Below are 17,628 nucleotides of genomic sequence, written 5' to 3'. Positions count from 1 at the left end.
GAGATTTTTAAAGTTTGATTTTCAGAGGGGGAGTCTTTGATTTTACCTACAGATTGCATTTAATGATAAATAATATAACATTTGTCTCTTTGGATATGTGTTTTTCGAGTTTATTATGAGTTACTGGTCAAGTTGTATCTCTATTTTTGCGCAAAAAAAGCTCTGTCCCACACAATAATCGAGTGAGAGAAAGCTAATTAGGGTGGTCAGTTCCATTCTTTGCACTTCCGTCACGAGTCAATTACTCATCATTTTCTTTTTTAATTCTTTAATCTGCATCATATGATGTAGGTCATGCGATATAAAATCCTTTAAATAGGACTCAAAGGAAAACCTTCCGTCCACATATTTGCCTGAGTATTTTCCCTCCTCAAGACTACTTATACAATCTAATATTAAGTTACGATACTTCACAGTCAATTCTATTAATTCGTCTTTGGTTTTTGTTTTACCATATGTAACAGCATCATTATTGAATTGATCGAAATCAATAAGTTGAAGTGTTATCGCTTTATCGTATGCTATCGGTTCGATCGTCGATTCATAGAAGTATTTATCCCATAACAAAATATGACTAACAACATCATGAATGGTCCATTTTCCTTCAGCGATGGGTGTTTTCCAATCTAAATCAATAATTTCTAGAACAAATCCATTCCATTCCTTAAACTGATTTAGCAAATCTGATCTGTTATTCATTGGCACATCTCCTTTTTTGGTAAACATCAAAATTCTAACAAAGTCTCTTTAATTCATTCCTATATAGTTCATAGTTCGCTTCATCGAAACATATAAAAACAATCTTATTTATTTCCGACTTATTATTTATAATATATTTTGAAACTTCATCTATAGCTATGCTACAAGCAAGATCTTTCGGAAAATTATATATTCCTGTACTTATATTAGGTATCGCAATACTTGTTACTTCATTAGATTCATCCGCCTCCACCCATCAAGCTTGTGTTTGCTGCATTGACGATAGCATCAACATCTAATTTAGTTATATCTCCTTGAATCAACTGAATCATTGAGTTATTTATAATTACATCCATCTGAAATCCCCCCCGAAGTATAATGGTTGCGAACAAGCATCAAGTGCTGATTGACATTCAAGCGGCTTAAATCACCCTAGGAAACAGTAGTTTGCACTAGACTCGTGGGGTTGTCCACCTGGCTAACTCTTCTTCAAACCTTTACCTTCTATCGAACCAACACCTCGTGGTCCACAGCGTGAACGTATTGTTCGCAGATATCTAGTTTTTTCGGAGCTACTAATATGTTCTTCAGCATCCAGCTATTTTTTATATATGTAATCGATAAATCCTTGTCGTATCCATTCGCCTTCAAACTTTCTTTCCAGTACTCGATCTTCTTTGTATAATAACTGCAAATCATCAAACATAGAATCCGCCTCATGATAATCATAATATGAGTGTATTACGAATTCATCGTCTTCCATTTGTTCAAACTGATTATCCCCCAAATCAACTCCATCGCCGACTCTAAAATCCTTTAGGGTTAAAAAATTCACAAATAATAATCCATTAGGTTTTAGAACGCGTTTCATTTCATTTATCGCTTTTTCCACATCTTGTTTTCTCATATGAAAAATAGAGTTATATGAATACACAAAACTCATCGACTCATCACTTAGTGCCAACTGTCTCATGTCGCCTTGTTGTATATTTAGATTCTGTCCTCTTTCAGTTGCGAACTGACTAGCTCTTTTAATTTGTTCGTCATTCATCTCAATACCGTATGTACTGTATCCATAGTTTGCAAACAAACTTAGTGGAGGTGAATCCCCTCCCGCTCCGCAGTCTAATATGTTTTTTTCCATACCACTTTCATTGCATAATGCCAAAAATCTGTACAAGGGGATCTGCTTAAACAGTTCCATGTTGATTCCACTCCTTTGATCATGTAGTTATTGGATTCACTCATAGATCTTTCCCATATAAATTATTTGAGCACATCTCTTCCATGGGTTTTCAGGTTTACTTTATTGAATCCCCGCAGTTCCAAATGTCTCTTTAATAACTTTTTCGTATTCATCCCATTTAAAGCAAAAAGGGCCTATATCAATAGTCTTATTACCGGATTCTAATTTGAAATCTCTCCATATGATAAGATCCTCTTCTTTCTCAATAAATACGGATATAAAGCCACACTCTTCATCGCCACACCAGGGACAGACTAATATTGGGTACCTGTAGTACAAATATTCATGCATTTCGTTTAACAAAAAATAATTAATCATTTTCCTTTGATGCTCTTCACTACCCCACCCGAGGGAAGGAACCCTATCATATTTTTTTAACATTTGGTAAAGAGATCTACCATCAATTATTACGTCGGCAAAAATAGTATTTTTATTCCCCTCTTGATCCGGATCAAAACTATCATATCGGCTTGACGGTTTTGTTTGTATTTGATTTATTGTTTTCATGCTCCCTCCTTTAAACTCTTCACACTTATCAATTAAACATTCGATCCCTCCACACCATTCCCCTTCCAAAATATTGAATACACCGTTTCTCAGAATCGCATATAGCAACCGAAAAATAAATTCACACACAACAAAAAAGAGCTCCCAGAATGGAAGCTCTTCTTATGTAATTCAGAACGGAGAGAGTGGGATTCGAACCCACGCACCGCTTACGCAGTCTAACCCCTTAGCAGAGGGTCCCCTTATAGCCACTTGGGTATCTCTCCATGAAAATGGCTCCCCGAACAGGACTCGAACCTGTGACAACTCGATTAACAGTCGAGTGCTCTACCAACTGAGCTATCAGGGAACATTACAAGTGAACATGAATTAATTTATCATGATTTCAAGGTCTAGTCAAGCGGGCAAAATAATTTTTGTGATCGTTTTCAAATTTATGCTATTATTCGGCCGCTTGCTAGATTTTTTAAAGAGATTTCCATCCCTCTCCGTCTATAGATTACACCATTCTCCATCCTGCGGAAGCTGTACCCGATCCCCCAACGATTCCTTCTCTAAATGAGCTTTTAGCTTATCTCGGGTAACCAAACAATGGTTAATGGCGTCCATGTGCACAGCAATCACTTTAGTAGAAGGAGCATATTCACATAGGTCTACGACATCCTGCTCATTCATTGTAATATGGCATCCGCTTAAAAACTGCGCACCACCAGCATTCACAACGGTCACCTCAGGTTTAAAAGCATCCAATGCCATTTTCACCTTATCACACCAAATCGTATCCCCAGCCACATATAGAACAGGTTCACCTTCCGCCTGAAACACAAACCCGGACACCTTTCCCATAAGTTTACCAGTCACTCCAGTGCCATGCCGTCCATCAGTACGTGTTATAGTTATTCCATTAAACGTCAGTGAATCGCTAATTTCCGTGGTATGCTCAAACCCCTGCTTCGCTAATTTATCTCCATCTCCTTCCTGACATAATAGTGGTAGATCATGCGGCAACAAAGAAATGGCAGCAGCATCCCAATGATCCTGATGTAGATGTGTGACAAGAATTGCATTAGGACTCAGCCATTGTTCTACGGCTCCCGGCAAAGGAACGAGCGGATTGCGGCGATCATTGTCAGTATTAAAAATAGGTGGATTAGCACCCTGTTCACTCAACATAGGATCAATTAAAAATGTACTGCCACCATACTCTAGCCATAGGGTCGCATTGCGGATATGCTGTATTTTCATCGGAAGCCCTTCTTTCTTTCAGATATCTTCTGCTACAATTAATTATAGTTGGACCTTGAAACAGAATACATTGAGATTGGAAAAAGATTGGCCTGTTCTACTTTCACGCAGAAAGGATTTTAGATAATAATGAGTTCTTATTTTATAGATGATGTGGATTTTCGCATCCTGCAGCTTCTAATTGAAGATTCCAGGATCAGTCACAAAGATATTGGGCAGCAAGTGCATATGACCGGTCAGGCTGTGGGCGCACGTATTCGCAAAATGCAGGACACCGGAGTGATTGAAGGCTACACGGTACGCTGGAATCCGGATAAGGTTGGGGAGACTATTCATGCCTTTATTACTGTGTTTTTGGGTTCGAATACGGTTCACCCAGCCTTTCAGACATTCGCAAAGCAGCATGATAGTGTAAAAGAAATACATAGGGTCAGCGGAGAAGGCTGCTACTGGATACGTGTTCGTACCGGAAGCCAAAAGGAGTTGAATAGCTTTCTCGACGAACTGCTGAAGTTCGGAAATTACAGAGTCAATCTATCGATGGGAAAACTGAAATAAGTCTGTATCGGAATCGGATATGAAGCTACTATCGGACCCAGTTGACCTTATACTCAGCATAATCGCATATTTGGCATACTATCGGACCCCATTGCCTCTATTGGCACGAAAAACACCAAATATGAGCCTCTTTCGAACGAATAGCGTCACTTGAGTCCGAAACCCTGCCCAAAAGGCTAAAAACTTGCCAATAGCGTCATTGGGGTCCGTAAGCCTCAGCCAATGATGGCTCTGCGATGTTGGTGCAGGTGTTTATGCAAGTGAATGGGTTACTCAAAGTCAATGAGCTTTCGCTTGCTCATAAGCTTTTATAGCAGGCCAGCCATCGTCAAAAACGCAGAGCAGCGATCCTCCAATAACCGGAGGATCGCTGCTCTGCTGTCTTTTTACTTATGCCATATTGTAGCTTCTACTACGGTAGCTAATTCAATAATTCAGCTGATCTAAGCAACCGTACAAGAATTACGGCGGCTTCTGCACGGCTAGTATCACTGCTAGGTGCAAAGCTGCCTGATGGTTGACCTTTCATAATACCTTTTGCAACCAGGTCAGACACTGCTTCTTTAGCCCATGAGGAAATAGTTGAAGCGTCTGTGAAAACATCTGTAGCATCGTTTGTTCCAGATCCTTCAGCTTCTAGGTTCAGCAGCTTCATTGCTCTGGTCGCCATAACAGCCATTTGCTCCCGTGTAATAGGGGCGTTCGGACGGAAGGTTCCATCCTCATAGCCTTGAACCAGTCCTAAGGCTGCAGCAGCTCTGGCGTCCGCTGCATACCAAGATAAATCGGACACATCACTGAAGGTCTTCGTCGTGTTCGCAGCTACAAGACCTAACGATCGAATCAGCATAGCTGCGAACTCGGCACGACTGACAGATTTCTGAGGTGCAAAGGTATCTGTGGATTGTCCGGTCAAGATCAGTCGGCTGGCAAGTCCCTCAATCTCATTTCTCGCCCAATGTGTAGCAATATCCCCAAAAGTCACAGGGTGCAGCGCAGCGACAAATACACCGCTCGCAATACTGCTCTTAACCGTAACCTTGGTCATCCCATTAACGAGCTCATACAATGCAGGTACATAACGGAAGGAACCCGTCTGTTCATCGTAAATAAGGACTACACCTGTCTTCGCATCCAGCGCCTCCTTAAGCATAAATGTACGATCTACATAAGTGGTACCGAACCCGCTTGCTGCTACAGAGGTTTTTCCATCCGTTACCTTTAGAGTGAAATTAGCCGGTGTTCCTTGCACAGTAAAGCCTTGCTGCTTAGCTTTGGCAAGCAGTTGCTCCAATCCTTTTCCGCTTAGCGAATTTACATTGAACTCCAGTGTGCCTGCCGGCATTTGTGCGGCTTTGAGCACACTCTCCACAAGCTCTAACGGGAAGCGGTAGCTCATCCCCCCACTTTCAATAACAAGCACAGCTTTGGGGCTAAGTGCCGCCGCCTTACGTAAAGCATCTGCACTAAACCGGGCTGTGCCGTCACCGTTAGCTGAAATCTCGATAACAGCCTGCCCTGCAGTCGCCTTAGCTTTTAGCTGCGCATCATGATTAGCTGCTGGCGTAGGTGCTGGTGTAGCCGTCGGTGTGCCGGGTTGAACAGGGTTCACTGACCCTGTAGGGTCTGTTGGACCAGGAGTACTTGTTGGTTCTGGAGTACTCGTCGGACTAGGAGTACTTGTTGGATCCACAGGATCGATCGGGTCTACAGGATCTATCCCGCCAGGTGATAGCACCTCAATTGTATAGACCCTCTTCTCGCTGCCCACAGTTACCGTGAAGTCTGTGATACCCGCTTTAATTCCATTAAGACTGTCGTTGGTAAATGTAGCAATCTCATTGCTCATAATATTTAAAGTAGCTTGTGCGGTAATATCTCTGCCTTCTTTATCTAGTACCTTAAGCGTAGCTGACTTACCCTGCTCTAATACCACAGGCCCGCTCTGTCCATCTGCTAGTTTGATAGAGAACGGTTTAATGGCTGAGGCTATTCCTTGATTTTGTTCTTTAATGCTTAAGTCAGGAGAGGCATTGGTCAGTAGGTTCATCCGTTCACCACGAATAATCATGTTGTCGACCAGCAGACTCCCTTTCAGATTTTTCGTAACTTCTATACCGCTTGTACCTGCGCCATCCAATACATTATTCGTCAGCACAACTCCATCAATGGAAGTGAGAGTATCTCCCTCTAGATCACCTTGAGCAATCAACCCCGAATAAGTGCTGTCCAGTGCCGTATTGTTGCGAATGAGTACTTTTCCTTTCAGATCACTCTCACCAGCATAAAGCCATAACGCACCCAGATTTACGCCGTAACCGGAATCGTAGCTGCCAGTTCTAAGCAAGGTATTTCGCTCCACAACCGTTGTTCCTTGGAAGGGCTCGGCGGTGAAACGGGTAGAGACTGCAATCCCGGCTCCATTAGTCACAGTGTCTTTTACCACGTTGTCCTGGACTTTGTTATCTTTCCCCCCAAAGATTACAATGTTATCCGCTAACCAAGGCAAGGATACCGTATTAAAACGTGCCGTGTTATTATAGCTCGGTGTACGTTCCGTACCATTCACATCCGTCAACTTGCCGTCTGTAAACGACCACATTGCGATTCCATCATCCCCTGGATAGCGGATGTCACTTTGTTCCATCATGCTGTTGCCAGTCCCTACGGCAAAGTTAATTCCGTCTGCCATAAGATTGCGGATCCGCAGACCTGCCATGTACAGACCATTCGTACGCGCCTTTTCACCCATCGGCTGAGTTAACCACAAGCCTGCTTTGGTATGTTCTATCCAAACGTTCTGTATAATCGAACCTTGGCCAAAAGCACCATGGAAAGCGTTGGTGATCGCTTCATCATCCCGTTCGTTAATACCGCCTTCAATCATCAGATCGTAAACACCAACCTTACCGCCGTGACCATAAAACTTAGCTCCATTCAGAACCGTATACCACATGCCGGCACCACGTATTTCAGCGGTATCCAGATCCAGCAGACCCTCACCGACATTAAAGGTACCCGCCGGGAACCACACACCTTTACCTGTCGCATTCGCTTCGGCAAGGGCTGCCTTGAAGGCTGCGGTATCATCTCCCTCATCATTCGCTGCCGCTCCAAAATCCGTTACGGAAATAAATCCGTCCGGGCGAGCCAACTCAGGGGCAACCTGCTCCATATCCACCAGGTCAATGACGTAAGAAGCTGCGTTGTCTCCTGTTCCCTTCTCTAAGCGAATAGTTGCTCCGGCAGGAGCATCGCCGATCAGAGCATGGATTTCGTCAAAGAAGCGGTGTCCACTGCCTTGGCGAGGGTCATTTGACCATGGGTAGCTGCCATATTCCCAAGCATATTTGGATGTCAGCTTAAGCTGCTTCTTAATTCCATCCACATATAGAGTCAAGGTTTCTTCCGCACCAGCCCCATCTGGACTATCAGGAATAGAATATCGAAGAACGATGGAGTTAGCTGATTCTGCAAGCTTGAACTCTAGATAATCTCCCGTATTCTTTAAGGCCACCGCTTGTCGTCCAGAAGCCTCGGAAGCCATGCTGAGATATTTTCGCGACGAGCCAATCAGCGTTCCGTTTGTTGCCGCATCCTCAGCCTCATAGCTGATATATGGAACCGTTGCTCCACGGTATGTTTTGTTAACGCTGTTTTTTACGGTCAGGCTATCAAGGGTTACTTTACTCCAATCCACGTTATCACTGCTTAGAGAAACCGTATTGATGCCTGCACGAAGCTGCAGTTTTACCGCTACAGTCTTCCAAGAGGCAGACTTGCCAAAACTAACCTTGCCCCCTTCGTTTAATCCATTCACCTCTAGTGCCAGATCCGTTGCGGCAGCAGCGGTATTTTTGTATCGAATAACAGCATCGTATTCCCCAGCCTGCTGGGCGTTGACTGCAAACCGTATAACACGTTCCCCTTTGAATGCTTCTCCTCCTGCATAAATTGCATCAGCAGGGATAGGTAAGAAGCTCCAGAGCTCACTATCAGTTCCATTTGCAGCAGAACCAAGCTGAACAGCCGATGTGCTGTGAGAAAGAAGACCTGTTCCGTTCGCACTTAGCAGAAGAGCATAACCTAACTTCTCTTCCAGCTTCCATTGGGATCTTTCTGTATCTCCAGCAGCTAACAAGACCACTTGGCCCGATTCATTGAGCGAAAGATAATGTTGTGTCTGAACATTCATAATCCGTTTGCGTCCGTTTATCTCCTGGACCAGCCACTGGGATTGAGCCGCCATATCGGAAGCATCTGCATATAGGACAGCCCCCTCTTTTTCGGCCAATACTTTACCAGCCATGCCTTTCGGTACAATGGTTATGATGTTGGTATCATCTTGAACTGGAGTTGTTGTATTGTTATTACGCAGTTCTCCAGATGGAGTAGTAAACTCCTGTGGAGCTGCCTCAAGTGTCCATAGTGCCGTACCCTCACTTTCTAGCAAAAGCGCACGTTCAGCATATCCTGTCTTATTGGCAATGTTTATTAATTCATCGTCGTATTCTCCAAAGAGACTACGAATGGTGTAATGTGTATAATCGGAAGCCAAGCTTACTTCCCAGGCAGAGGCTCCGTCTACAGCAGGTTCTGTACTACTGCTCTCCAAATATGAATAATCACCATTCAGCGTTAAAAAATGACCTGTTGCCCGGTTGGTGATCGTCTGTTTACCCTCCTGCATAGTTACATTCCAGTGCGAAAATCCATTGTCTGCTGAAGGCTGCCCATACAGAACAACCCCATGCTCATTTTCGTATAAATACTCTCCGCTGCTTGCATTCTTGAATCTTACAGGGTAATCAGGCAGTGGAGGAGCAATCGCTTCAACCGCTTCAGCAGTAAAATGTGCACTGCTTTTTTCCGCTGTATCTGCAGCTTTACTGATTCGAAGAATTGGGTTGCCGTTATCATCAGGCGCACCATAGATATAGTGACCAGCCCATGAGCTCATAATGGTAGTCACACCGGACGGTTGCATATCAACCTTCCACTTAATGCTGGCCCATACATCGTACACTGTTTGCAAAGTCTGAACGCTAACTTTAGGATCAATCTCATCTACAGCCCCACCTATATGCTCAAGGGAGAGATAACGTCCAGTGCCTTTATTTTTTATCTTCACCGATCCATTGCTGCCGGCTATTTCTTGCAGCTGCCAGACAAAGGAATCGTCATTCAAATCAAGTGGACCATAAGTAGCCTGGCCTACTGTTACATCCTCGTTGGCAGCTGCTAGAGGTGCAAGATTTTGGTTAGAGTGTGCAGAGTCCTGGTCAGCATAGACAGCTTCAGTAACCGTCTTGGATTCTGGCAATTCCTCTATTGCAGCTGGAGAAGTCAGCAAAGGACCGTCCTTAAGATATTGATCCTCTCCATTTACAGCATCTAGCTGAAAACGGAACAAATCTTGTTTTTTCTCGGTGACCGGAACAAATCTCCACTGCGGACTGCCCCAACCTGGATTGATCACTCCGTACTCAGCATATTTAGTGAGGTTTTGAAGTGAAATATACTTCTCTGGGATTTTATTAGGTTCCTTGTCGAGAACGCTACTGATTACGTAGGTGTTGTTCCCAACATTTTTGCCTGTCCAGATGTATTCTCGTTCCACATGATTTCTGTCTGGAAGCTCTGTGACCTGAAGGTGGCCATTTGGCATATTCATCGTGTTCATGTAATGGCCTGTTTTCTTGTTTTTGAACAGCTTGCGGCCGTTATATTTCTCCACGAGCCACTGATCGGAGCCGTCCTTCTGCATATTTCCATATTTTAAAAGACCATCAACACTCTCATACCAATAAAATGACTTCCAGCCATTCTGAATCCGGTAATAGGGCACGGTGCCGTCAGTCGGTGTGTTAGGATCTAAAAGCTGCCACTGAGCGCTCAAAGAAGTCGCATCCCCAATCGCACCCGCATGTTCTCCACCCAATGTAGACAAATAAATGCCTGTGCTTTCGAGATTCTGAAGCGTCTGGTAATCATCATAATCATCGGAATCATTAAAAATCCATTGATCCGACGGCTGACTTCCGCTAATCTGCAAGGCCTTTGCAGTACCTTCACTATAAGAAACATAATGATCGGTTGCCGCATTACGAATACGCTTATTGCCGTCATAATCTTCTATATACCATAGATAGTCAGAGGTGTTAGCGGCATCTGGTGTAATAATTCCATGCTTAAGCTCGCCGTTTGCGGATTCATATAAGAAATCTGTAGCCACTTGTGCATCCGTATAAGTTGCCAGACGTACAGGCTGTAATTCGGAAATAGGCACGATTCTCCACTGCGCGCTTGGATTAGAGGCTGAGCCCGGCCAGCTGTTAGATCGCACATTATTGTCATCGCTGAATTGTGGATTTAGCCATAATGGACTCCCCTCTTCAGTTAAACCACTGTTACGAAGGGTAATGAAGCCCGTCCCATCAGGGCCTGGTGCATGCTCTTGGACCCATTCACTTAGCTTCACGTGATCCATATCGACTTCCTGCGAAAAAACACCAGCCCAGGTCACTTCATTTTGCTTAATATAATGACCTGTCGCACGGTTGCGAATCATTATTGTTCCGTCATCCGTCCCTGATTCAAGATACCACTGGGCCGCTTCATTGCTGACAGGCTGTTTACCGTAAAGAACGTTTCCTTCACTTTCATACATTACCTGACCGGGGCGGAGACGACTCTCTAGCCGTACAGGTGCTGCATTTGGATCTATAAAAGCCCACTGCGGACTCTCAAACGTAACATTGATATCCGAGCTTACTTGCGCATAACCAAGCTGATTCTCCTCGTGGATAACCAATTTCCCCTCTGGCACAGTCGCACTTCGGATGATCATGTATCCATTGCGATTGGAAGTATTGATTAGCCACTGATCCGCAACACTTCCTGAACCTTGGTGTTCTGCCGCCTTAAGTGAATCCTCTTTGCCGTTGTTACCAGCCATTGTAATGTAATGGCCTGTCTTCACATTCTTGATTCGTGACAGTCCGTTCACCGTCTCAACCGTCCAATGCGCTGAAGCATCGGCTGGATTGGTCATGCCATAACGCACGATTCCTGCGGATGTCTCATATAAAAAGTTGTTTTTCCACTTATTCTTGATGAGTACCGTACCTGATGGAATTTGCTCAGCGCCTGTTCCTCCAACCCCTTCTGCTCCCACGGAACCACTACCGGTTCCCATTACAGGCAAGCTTGAAAAAATCAGCAGCAGCGCGAGCAGACCCGCCATTGCGGACCTGATTCGTTTCATACATGTGCCCCCTCTAATTAATATGGACTTCCTTTTCATATTAGTTTGGGAACGCTTACAAAACGATGTGCGATTTTATCCAGAAAAAGGTGTATTTGTACGGATATCCAATCCCTACAACCTTCATGAAGATTGACAAATCGGTTTAACGCGATGATAGTTAGTTTTAGCTACCCGCAAGGAGTAAACAAACGGAGGTACATATGAATTTCAAAATTGATTCGCCAAAAATAGCAGATCCAGACTCTCTTCTTCCTGAGCAAATATATTCGCTGCAAACCAAGGACGAATTCAGCTGTTGCAGCATCAGCGATACGGTTATTGATAATCAAGAGGCTAATAAGGTCAGCTTTGATCGCGTGATTTTTAAAAATGTAACGATTACGGAGTGCTCCCTAACTGGGATCGAGCTTATGGACGTGATATTTGATCGCTGTGATCTATCTAATGTGGATTTTACGAATGGCATTATTCATCGAACTGAATTTAGAAACTGCAAGCTCATTGGCACAGACTTTACAAGAGGCAGATTCCAGAATGTTCGTGTAGTAGATTGTATCGGGGATTTTGCTACGTTTCGATTCGCTAATCTGAAGCAGGTTTCTTTTGAGAACAGCTCATTAATGAGTTCCGACTACTATCAGTCAAATTTCCAAAAAATCAGCTTCAGCGAGTGTAATATGGATCAAGCCACATTGTCAGGATCAAAGCTTAATGGGATCGACCTTAGTGACTGCGAGTTCAGTGGCTTGATCGTGGATATCAAAGATTTAGAAGGATGCATCATTTCGCCTCAGCAAGCTGTTTCTTTTGTCGGATTATTAGGTTTGGTTATAAAATAAATAACTTCAACTTGCCCGAACATTTACCGCAGCGATAACGCTTAGGGTCTACTTTTCGCTTACGCGGATACTCCATGGCACAGGCACTGCATACAAGCTTATATCGATAGGGCAGCGGCTTCCGAGCTTTTGCACCCGGCAGTGTCTGACAGTAGCGGCTTCCGCCGACTTGCGCCAGCAGGCTTTTGAAATCAGCGTCACGATGCATATACCCTCGCTTAGCCAAATGCAAATGATAATGGCAGAGCTCATGCTTTATAATCCGCTCCGTCTCTTCTCTGCCAAACATGGCAAGCTGATGGGGATTAATCTCTATATTATGGCTTTTGGTAAAATATCGGCCACCCGTTGAGGACAACCGGCTGTTAAAGCTCGCCTTATGCCTAAACGGCACGCCAAAGCTGTCCCGTGATACCTGCTCAATCCACAGCTGTAGCTCTTCGTTGCTCATAGTTTCCATAGCGTTCTATCACAAGTCCTTTCCACGGGAAATAAGATCTCTACTTGAATTGTAACTTGTGCATAGGCTAAACTGTCAAGAAGGAAGACAAGTACGGAGGGAGAATGAACAATGCCGAAAATGCGGTATGTAATTTTGCAGCAAAATCAAGAATTACAATTCGTGGAAATGCCTGAGGAATATGCGTACCAACTAAGTGCGCTCAATTTACGCCTGAACAAAGAAATCGACAAGCTGACAGCCGATAATGTTCCGGATCTGCCCTTAGCCATCGCCGAGTGCGATTCGCTGGATCTGTTACGTGAGGATTACTCCCTGGAGTCCGGTCTGGATTATATCAATAGATTGGAACAAGCCTTCGCCTCTGTTCAAGAGCAGAAGAACTACCCACTGATCTCCCTGCTTACTGAGATACGAGCACTACAGGCTCAATTGGAGCAGTGGTACGAAGAGGAAGCAGAAAGCCTACTGTAATCCGCACCTTTAGGCTTATTTCTCCATATTCTAACTTACGTAAGTTGTTAGAGGAGGGATTCGCTTGCCACAGTGGCTCTGCCATCAGCTAATGAAAGCTTATTACAAAAAAGACCGCCGTCAGATCAAGCTGCTGAATGAGTGCTGGTTCTTTTATCGTAATTCTGCGGAATCGAGTAATGAGATGAAGTTATAGCCTCGGATGATTAAGATCTAGGTCATATTTAAAGCAGCGGATACCGTCTTTTAAAAAGACGGTATCCGCTTTTGTTAAGAAAGGGGACTTATAATCATGATCAGTAGAACAAGACATATACAGCTGTCTCCGGAAAGTGAGACTGAGGAAGAGGATAATTATAATCTCTATGTCATAGTCACATTCCCTGACCGCTCCCGCTGGGCATCGGATTTCTACACCTTCAAGAACATCGAAGCGATCCGACAAGACTACATCCAAAGTGGTGCTTGTCTAAATGGGGCCTACTGGAGTGCACCTAATTATCTAACTGTCGTGGATCATATTGATCGCAAGCGAATTGAAGAAATCGACGATTTATATATTTCGGAAGGTACATTCGAATACGCCTTTGAATACATAGGACAGGTCACGGAGCGGGATCTGAAGATTATCGATTATCCAGAAGGCTTTTTCAACCCTTTAGAAAAGCTTGAGCACAGATACGTTATGCGGCAGTTCGCTGCAATTGAGTTTATGCTGGAGAATGCTGCACCAGAAACTATAGCAGTAATAAAAAAGATCATCGCAGAGAAACAATAAGACTCCGCCTTAAGAATCAATCCTTATTAAAACTTAGGAAATACATATTTAACCAAAAAGAACAGAAAACCAAAAAATATAATAATGTAAGCAGCATATTTAATAAAGGTAGATGCGACAACGCTGGAATCCGATTTCCGTTGTACCTCCCTATGCTCCACCTCAACACTTCTATCCTTATAGCCCGGTTCCATCAGCAATCTCTCCTTTCGAATGTTCATCTTTGATAGCCTCCATTAACCCGAGGCTTTCAAGATTGAATCAAAATTCTAGATTGGATTAAAAAAAAGACCGGAATTCTCTTCAGCTTTTCGAGCTGAGAAATTCAGGTCTTCTTTCTACTTACCCTTTAACCGAACCCGCCGCAATTCCCTCAACGATACGGTTACTGAGGAACAGGAATGTAATCAGAATAGGCAAAATACTGATCATAAGCGTTGCCCCGATCGCACCCCAATCCGTCGTATATTGACCAATGAAGTTTTGCACCCCCACGGTCAGCGTCTTGTAAGAATCAGAACTAATAAATGTGTTTACAAAAATAAATTCGTTCCAGTTATAGATCATATTAATAATGGCTGTAGTCGCGATCACCGAGCTTGTCATAGGAAGTATAATTCTAAAAAACATTCTGTTCACGGAACAACCATCAATTACTGCAGCCTCTTCCACTTCGCGTGGCAGTGCGTAATAGAAGCCCAGCAAAATCATAATCGTTATCGGCATGTTAAAAGCGACATAAGACAAAATAAGTGACAAAGGGTGATCCGTTAAGCCAATCTTATTGAATATACTAAATAACGGAATAAGCGTGGAGTGAACAGGAATCATCATCGCTACCATAAACAATCCCAGTACGAACGAGCTTCCCTTCCATTTCATTCTGGTAACTGCATACGTAACCAAGCTCCCGAAGATAACCGTTAACACCGTAGCCACGATGGTAATCCATACGCTGTTGAAGAAATACACGTTGATGTTCCCTACATTCCAGACCTTCGCGTAATTCTCCCAATGAGGATTCATCGGCAACGATAGAGCAGGAAGGTTGAACACTTCCTGATTATTTTTTAATGAGAAAAACAGCAGCCATACAAGCGGAAACAATTGCAGAACAGCAACGGCAATCAACACGATATATAGCAATGAGTAGCCTAATTTACGTGTGATCTCCGCACCTGCGCCGCCTGGCTTTGGCCCGATTTCTAGCCTTCCTGCAGTTCCAGACATCATGAAGCGCCCCTCCTTATGAGTATTGGATCGAATCTTTCGTAGCAGTTAATTTGCGAATGACCCAAGTAATGACGAGACAGATGACGAGCAGGAAGAAACCAATTGCGCTCCCGTAGCCAAAATCATAAGCCCGAAAAGCCTGATGATACATATAAGACGCCATCACTTCACTAGAGCCATTAGGACCTCCATCCGTCATAACAAAGATTAAGTCAAAATACTTCAGAGAACCTACAACGGCCAGAACAATCGTAACTTTAATGACTTCCATTGCGAGTGGAAGCTTTATTTTCCAAGCGATTTGTAAGGCAGAGGCTCCGTCAATCTTTGCTGCCTCTTCCAGAGAGGTCGGGATATTCTTGAGTGCTGCGTAATAGATCAGAATATAGAAACCAGCATATTGCCACAGAATGGGAATAAATAAAGCAAACAAAACTAATGTAGGCTCTGCAAGCCATGCAGGAGGATTAGCAAAACCAATGGATACTAATAAGCTGTTCACAATTCCGTTCGTCGGATGATAAATTCTTAGCCAAAGCTGCGCAATCGCAACGGACGATAGCAGCATCGGAATCAGATATATTTTGCGAAACAAGTTAGCTCCCTTGATCCGGGCGGCTAATACCATAGCAATTGCCAAATAAATAATGAGACTTAGGGTAGAAAACAACGCTAACTGCAGAGAATGCCAAGCACTATTCCAGAAGGTTTGGTCTGTTAGCAAAGCTTTATAGTTATCAAATCCGATAAAAGTCAGAGCACCTATGCCATTCCATTTATTCAGTCCATAATAACCCGTTAGAACAATCGGAATATATACAATAGCCAGAATTAGAAGCAAGGCGGGAAATACATATAACGCGATTATTTTTTTGTTAGACATCACTTTATCCAAAGTGTCCGACTCCTTTCCTTCATAAACCGTTTGAGGAAAGGCTTATCCGGCATCACGCTGCCGGATAAGCTAATTGTCCCCTTCGCCTAGTTGTCGAAGCTTTAGTTGCCTTTGGAGATGGCCGCGTCATGCTCCTCGGAATACTTCTCTGGCGTCACCGCTTTGCCAAAAAGAGCCTGGATCATATTCAGATGCGTTTCTGCTGCATTGGCACGCATTTGAACATCTGCGAATAAAGTGATGCTGCTAGCTTTGTTCATTTCGTTAAACAAATCGATGTAGAGCTGTGGTAGATCCAGTGTGGCGGTGTCCACCTTCGTAGCTGGAATAACGCCTGCTCCAGTTACGGATTGCTCTCCCCATTTGGATACGAAATACTCGACGAATAATTTTGCTTCTTCTTTTACCTCAGAATTCTCAGCAACAAATAATCCTACACCTGGTCCACCTACCCAGCTGTTAATGTCTCCCTTCCCGCCTTCCACTGTCGGGAATTTGAAGAAACCAACACTATTACGGAATTCCAGTGGAATTTCTTCATTCGTTGTGAAGTTTGGCAGATCCCATGATCCCATCATGTACATTGCCGCCTTGCCATTTACGAACTCTGATTTTGCCTCTTCATTTGATAAACCGTTGAATCCCTTAACAAATGCATTGCTGTCTACAAGTGATTGGACCTCTGATGCCGCCTTTACTAATCCTTCATCCATAAATGAGCCTGATCCACTGATCGCACCTGCAAGTGCCTGTTGGCCTGCGATCCGATCAGCCAGATACATATACCAAAGCGATCCTGTCCAGCGATCCTTATTGCCGAGAGCAATCGGTGCAATGCCCCCATCAGATAGTGTTTTTACAACTTGCTTAAACTGATCGTAGGTTTGTGGAACCTCAAGATTATACTTTTCAAAAATAGCTTTATTGTAGTAGATAGGTGCGATGTTAAACTCAAGTGGAAGCGCATACGTTTTATCGTTAATAGCATAAGCTTCTGTAGTTCCTGCGACGAACTTGTCTTTTAATTCACCATTCAACAAGTCATCTACAGGTGCGAACAGATTTCCTTCAACGTAAGGCTGCAAAAAGCCAGCGGCCCAAGTTACCCCAACGTCTGGCAATTCGTTAGAAGCAGATAATACCTTCAACTTATTTTTGTATTGCTCGTTGTCCAGAACCTCTTGCTTGATTACAACATTGGGATGCTCTGTTTGATATTCTTTAATGATTTGATTAACAATTTTATTTTGTCCGGCAGAAACACCTTCTGGCCATAAATGCATGAAGTTAACGGTGACTTTGTCGCTTCCCCCATTTGCACTACCTTTAGATTCACCTGCATTGTTATCTTTTTGACCACAACCAGCTGTGACAAGAACGAGGCACATCGTTAAGAACAATATTGTCCATTTTTTATTGCGCAC

15 protein-coding genes, 2 tRNA genes and 1 pseudogene are annotated in these 17,628 nt (G+C 43.6%); 5 read left to right on the top strand and 13 right to left on the bottom strand.

Annotated elements, in window-relative coordinates:
* Positions 1–237 precede the first annotated feature (237 nt).
* From MHH46_RS05835 to MHH46_RS05805, 7 genes and pseudogenes are all read right to left on the bottom strand, one after another.
* Positions 238–699, bottom strand: coding sequence for a DinB family protein (locus MHH46_RS05835; protein ID WP_076128231.1), 462 nt, complete (start codon positions 697–699; stop codon positions 238–240).
* 34 nt (positions 700–733) lie between these two features.
* A pseudogene (locus MHH46_RS05830) lies at positions 734–1,031 on the bottom strand (macro domain-containing protein).
* 266 nt (positions 1,032–1,297) lie between these two features.
* The gene (locus tag MHH46_RS05825; protein WP_076128233.1) at positions 1,298–1,903 is read right to left on the bottom strand and encodes a class I SAM-dependent methyltransferase; all 606 of its coding nucleotides are present in this window, start codon (positions 1,901–1,903) and stop codon (positions 1,298–1,300) included.
* A 102-nt stretch (positions 1,904–2,005) separates the two neighbouring features.
* Entirely contained in the window at positions 2,006–2,452 is a 447-nt protein-coding gene (locus tag MHH46_RS05820; RefSeq protein WP_038574166.1) for a hypothetical protein, read from the bottom strand.
* 177 nt (positions 2,453–2,629) lie between these two features.
* Positions 2,630–2,718: transfer RNA gene (locus MHH46_RS05815), tRNA-Ser, on the bottom strand.
* A gap of 7 nt (positions 2,719–2,725) precedes the next feature.
* Positions 2,726–2,801, bottom strand: a tRNA-Asn gene (locus tag MHH46_RS05810).
* 143 nt (positions 2,802–2,944) lie between these two features.
* Complete coding sequence (locus MHH46_RS05805; protein WP_076129514.1) at positions 2,945–3,697, bottom strand: MBL fold metallo-hydrolase; 753 nt, start codon at positions 3,695–3,697, stop codon at positions 2,945–2,947.
* Between the two features lie 129 nt (positions 3,698–3,826).
* Between MHH46_RS05805 and MHH46_RS05800 the strand changes: the two genes are divergently transcribed.
* Positions 3,827–4,255 carry an Lrp/AsnC family transcriptional regulator gene (locus MHH46_RS05800; RefSeq protein ID WP_076129515.1) on the top strand — a complete coding sequence of 143 codons (429 nt, stop codon included), beginning with the start codon at positions 3,827–3,829 and terminating at the stop codon, positions 4,253–4,255.
* Positions 4,256–4,676: 421 nt separating this feature from the next.
* Here the strand turns inward: MHH46_RS05800 and MHH46_RS05795 are convergent, their stop codons facing one another.
* Positions 4,677–11,522: an S-layer homology domain-containing protein gene (locus tag MHH46_RS05795; RefSeq protein ID WP_076129516.1), complete on the bottom strand. Its 6,846-nt coding sequence runs from the start codon at positions 11,520–11,522 to the stop codon at positions 4,677–4,679.
* A gap of 203 nt (positions 11,523–11,725) precedes the next feature.
* Between MHH46_RS05795 and MHH46_RS05790 the strand changes: the two genes are divergently transcribed.
* Positions 11,726–12,364, top strand: coding sequence for a pentapeptide repeat-containing protein (locus tag MHH46_RS05790; RefSeq protein WP_076129517.1), 639 nt, complete (start codon positions 11,726–11,728; stop codon positions 12,362–12,364).
* Here the strand turns inward: MHH46_RS05790 and MHH46_RS05785 are convergent.
* On the bottom strand, positions 12,354–12,815 hold the full coding sequence (locus MHH46_RS05785; protein WP_081383508.1) for a SprT family protein: 462 nt from the start codon (positions 12,813–12,815) through the stop codon (positions 12,354–12,356). The two genes, MHH46_RS05790 and MHH46_RS05785, sit on opposite strands and share 11 nt — an antisense overlap.
* Positions 12,816–12,935: 120 nt before the next feature.
* On the opposite strand from MHH46_RS05785, the gene MHH46_RS05780 reads away from it, so the two are divergent.
* The 3 genes from MHH46_RS05780 to MHH46_RS05770 all read left to right on the top strand — a co-directional run bounded on the left by MHH46_RS05780 (position 12,936) and on the right by MHH46_RS05770 (position 14,076).
* Positions 12,936–13,298 carry a hypothetical protein gene (locus tag MHH46_RS05780; protein WP_036686808.1) on the top strand — a complete coding sequence of 121 codons (363 nt, stop codon included), beginning with the start codon at positions 12,936–12,938 and terminating at the stop codon, positions 13,296–13,298.
* Between the two features lie 64 nt (positions 13,299–13,362).
* Positions 13,363–13,494 carry a cortex morphogenetic protein CmpA gene (gene cmpA, locus MHH46_RS05775; RefSeq protein WP_094903512.1) on the top strand — a complete coding sequence of 44 codons (132 nt, stop codon included), beginning with the start codon at positions 13,363–13,365 and terminating at the stop codon, positions 13,492–13,494.
* Positions 13,495–13,590: 96 nt separating this feature from the next.
* A complete protein-coding gene (locus MHH46_RS05770) occupies positions 13,591–14,076 on the top strand; it encodes a hypothetical protein (protein ID WP_076129519.1) in 486 nt (161 codons plus the stop codon).
* 26 nt (positions 14,077–14,102) lie between these two features.
* Here the strand turns inward: MHH46_RS05770 and MHH46_RS05765 are convergent, their stop codons facing one another.
* The 4 genes from MHH46_RS05765 to MHH46_RS05750 form a co-directional block, all read right to left on the bottom strand.
* Positions 14,103–14,297, bottom strand: a complete 195-nt coding sequence (locus tag MHH46_RS05765) for a hypothetical protein (protein WP_036686806.1) — start codon at positions 14,295–14,297, stop codon at positions 14,103–14,105.
* 121 nt (positions 14,298–14,418) lie between these two features.
* Positions 14,419–15,309, bottom strand: a complete 891-nt coding sequence (locus MHH46_RS05760; protein ID WP_076129520.1) for a carbohydrate ABC transporter permease — start codon at positions 15,307–15,309, stop codon at positions 14,419–14,421.
* Positions 15,310–15,322: 13 nt separating this feature from the next.
* The gene (locus MHH46_RS05755) at positions 15,323–16,204 is read right to left on the bottom strand and encodes a carbohydrate ABC transporter permease (RefSeq protein WP_036686803.1); all 882 of its coding nucleotides are present in this window, start codon (positions 16,202–16,204) and stop codon (positions 15,323–15,325) included.
* A 101-nt stretch (positions 16,205–16,305) separates the two neighbouring features.
* Complete coding sequence (locus tag MHH46_RS05750; RefSeq protein ID WP_038569072.1) at positions 16,306–17,628, bottom strand: extracellular solute-binding protein; 1,323 nt, start codon at positions 17,626–17,628, stop codon at positions 16,306–16,308.

It is taken from the genome of Paenibacillus sp. FSL H8-0175 (assembly GCF_045040615.1).
Lineage (GTDB): Bacteria > Bacillota > Bacilli > Paenibacillales > Paenibacillaceae > Paenibacillus_AQ > Paenibacillus_AQ odorifer.
Note: the sequence above shows the minus strand (reverse complement) of the source record. Positions and strands in the feature narration are given on the sequence as shown.

Bases quoted from the DNA above. Each gene is read 5' to 3' on its own strand.
- MHH46_RS05835 (WP_076128231.1), bottom strand. From the start codon at position 699: ATGAATAACAGATCAGATTTGCTAAATCAGTTTAAGGAATGGAATGGA.
- MHH46_RS05825 (WP_076128233.1), bottom strand. From the start codon at position 1,903: ATGGAACTGTTTAAGCAGATCCCCTTGTACAGATTTTTGGCATTATGC.
- MHH46_RS05820 (WP_038574166.1), bottom strand. From the start codon at position 2,452: ATGAAAACAATAAATCAAATACAAACAAAACCGTCAAGCCGATATGAT.
- MHH46_RS05805 (WP_076129514.1), bottom strand. From the start codon at position 3,697: ATGAAAATACAGCATATCCGCAATGCGACCCTATGGCTAGAGTATGGT.
- MHH46_RS05800 (WP_076129515.1), top strand. From the start codon at position 3,827: ATGAGTTCTTATTTTATAGATGATGTGGATTTTCGCATCCTGCAGCTT.
- MHH46_RS05795 (WP_076129516.1), bottom strand. From the start codon at position 11,522: ATGAAACGAATCAGGTCCGCAATGGCGGGTCTGCTCGCGCTGCTGCTG.
- MHH46_RS05790 (WP_076129517.1), top strand. From the start codon at position 11,726: ATGAATTTCAAAATTGATTCGCCAAAAATAGCAGATCCAGACTCTCTT.
- MHH46_RS05785 (WP_081383508.1), bottom strand. From the start codon at position 12,815: ATGAGCAACGAAGAGCTACAGCTGTGGATTGAGCAGGTATCACGGGAC.
- MHH46_RS05780 (WP_036686808.1), top strand. From the start codon at position 12,936: ATGCCGAAAATGCGGTATGTAATTTTGCAGCAAAATCAAGAATTACAA.
- MHH46_RS05770 (WP_076129519.1), top strand. From the start codon at position 13,591: ATGATCAGTAGAACAAGACATATACAGCTGTCTCCGGAAAGTGAGACT.
- MHH46_RS05765 (WP_036686806.1), bottom strand. From the start codon at position 14,297: ATGAACATTCGAAAGGAGAGATTGCTGATGGAACCGGGCTATAAGGAT.
- MHH46_RS05760 (WP_076129520.1), bottom strand. From the start codon at position 15,309: ATGATGTCTGGAACTGCAGGAAGGCTAGAAATCGGGCCAAAGCCAGGC.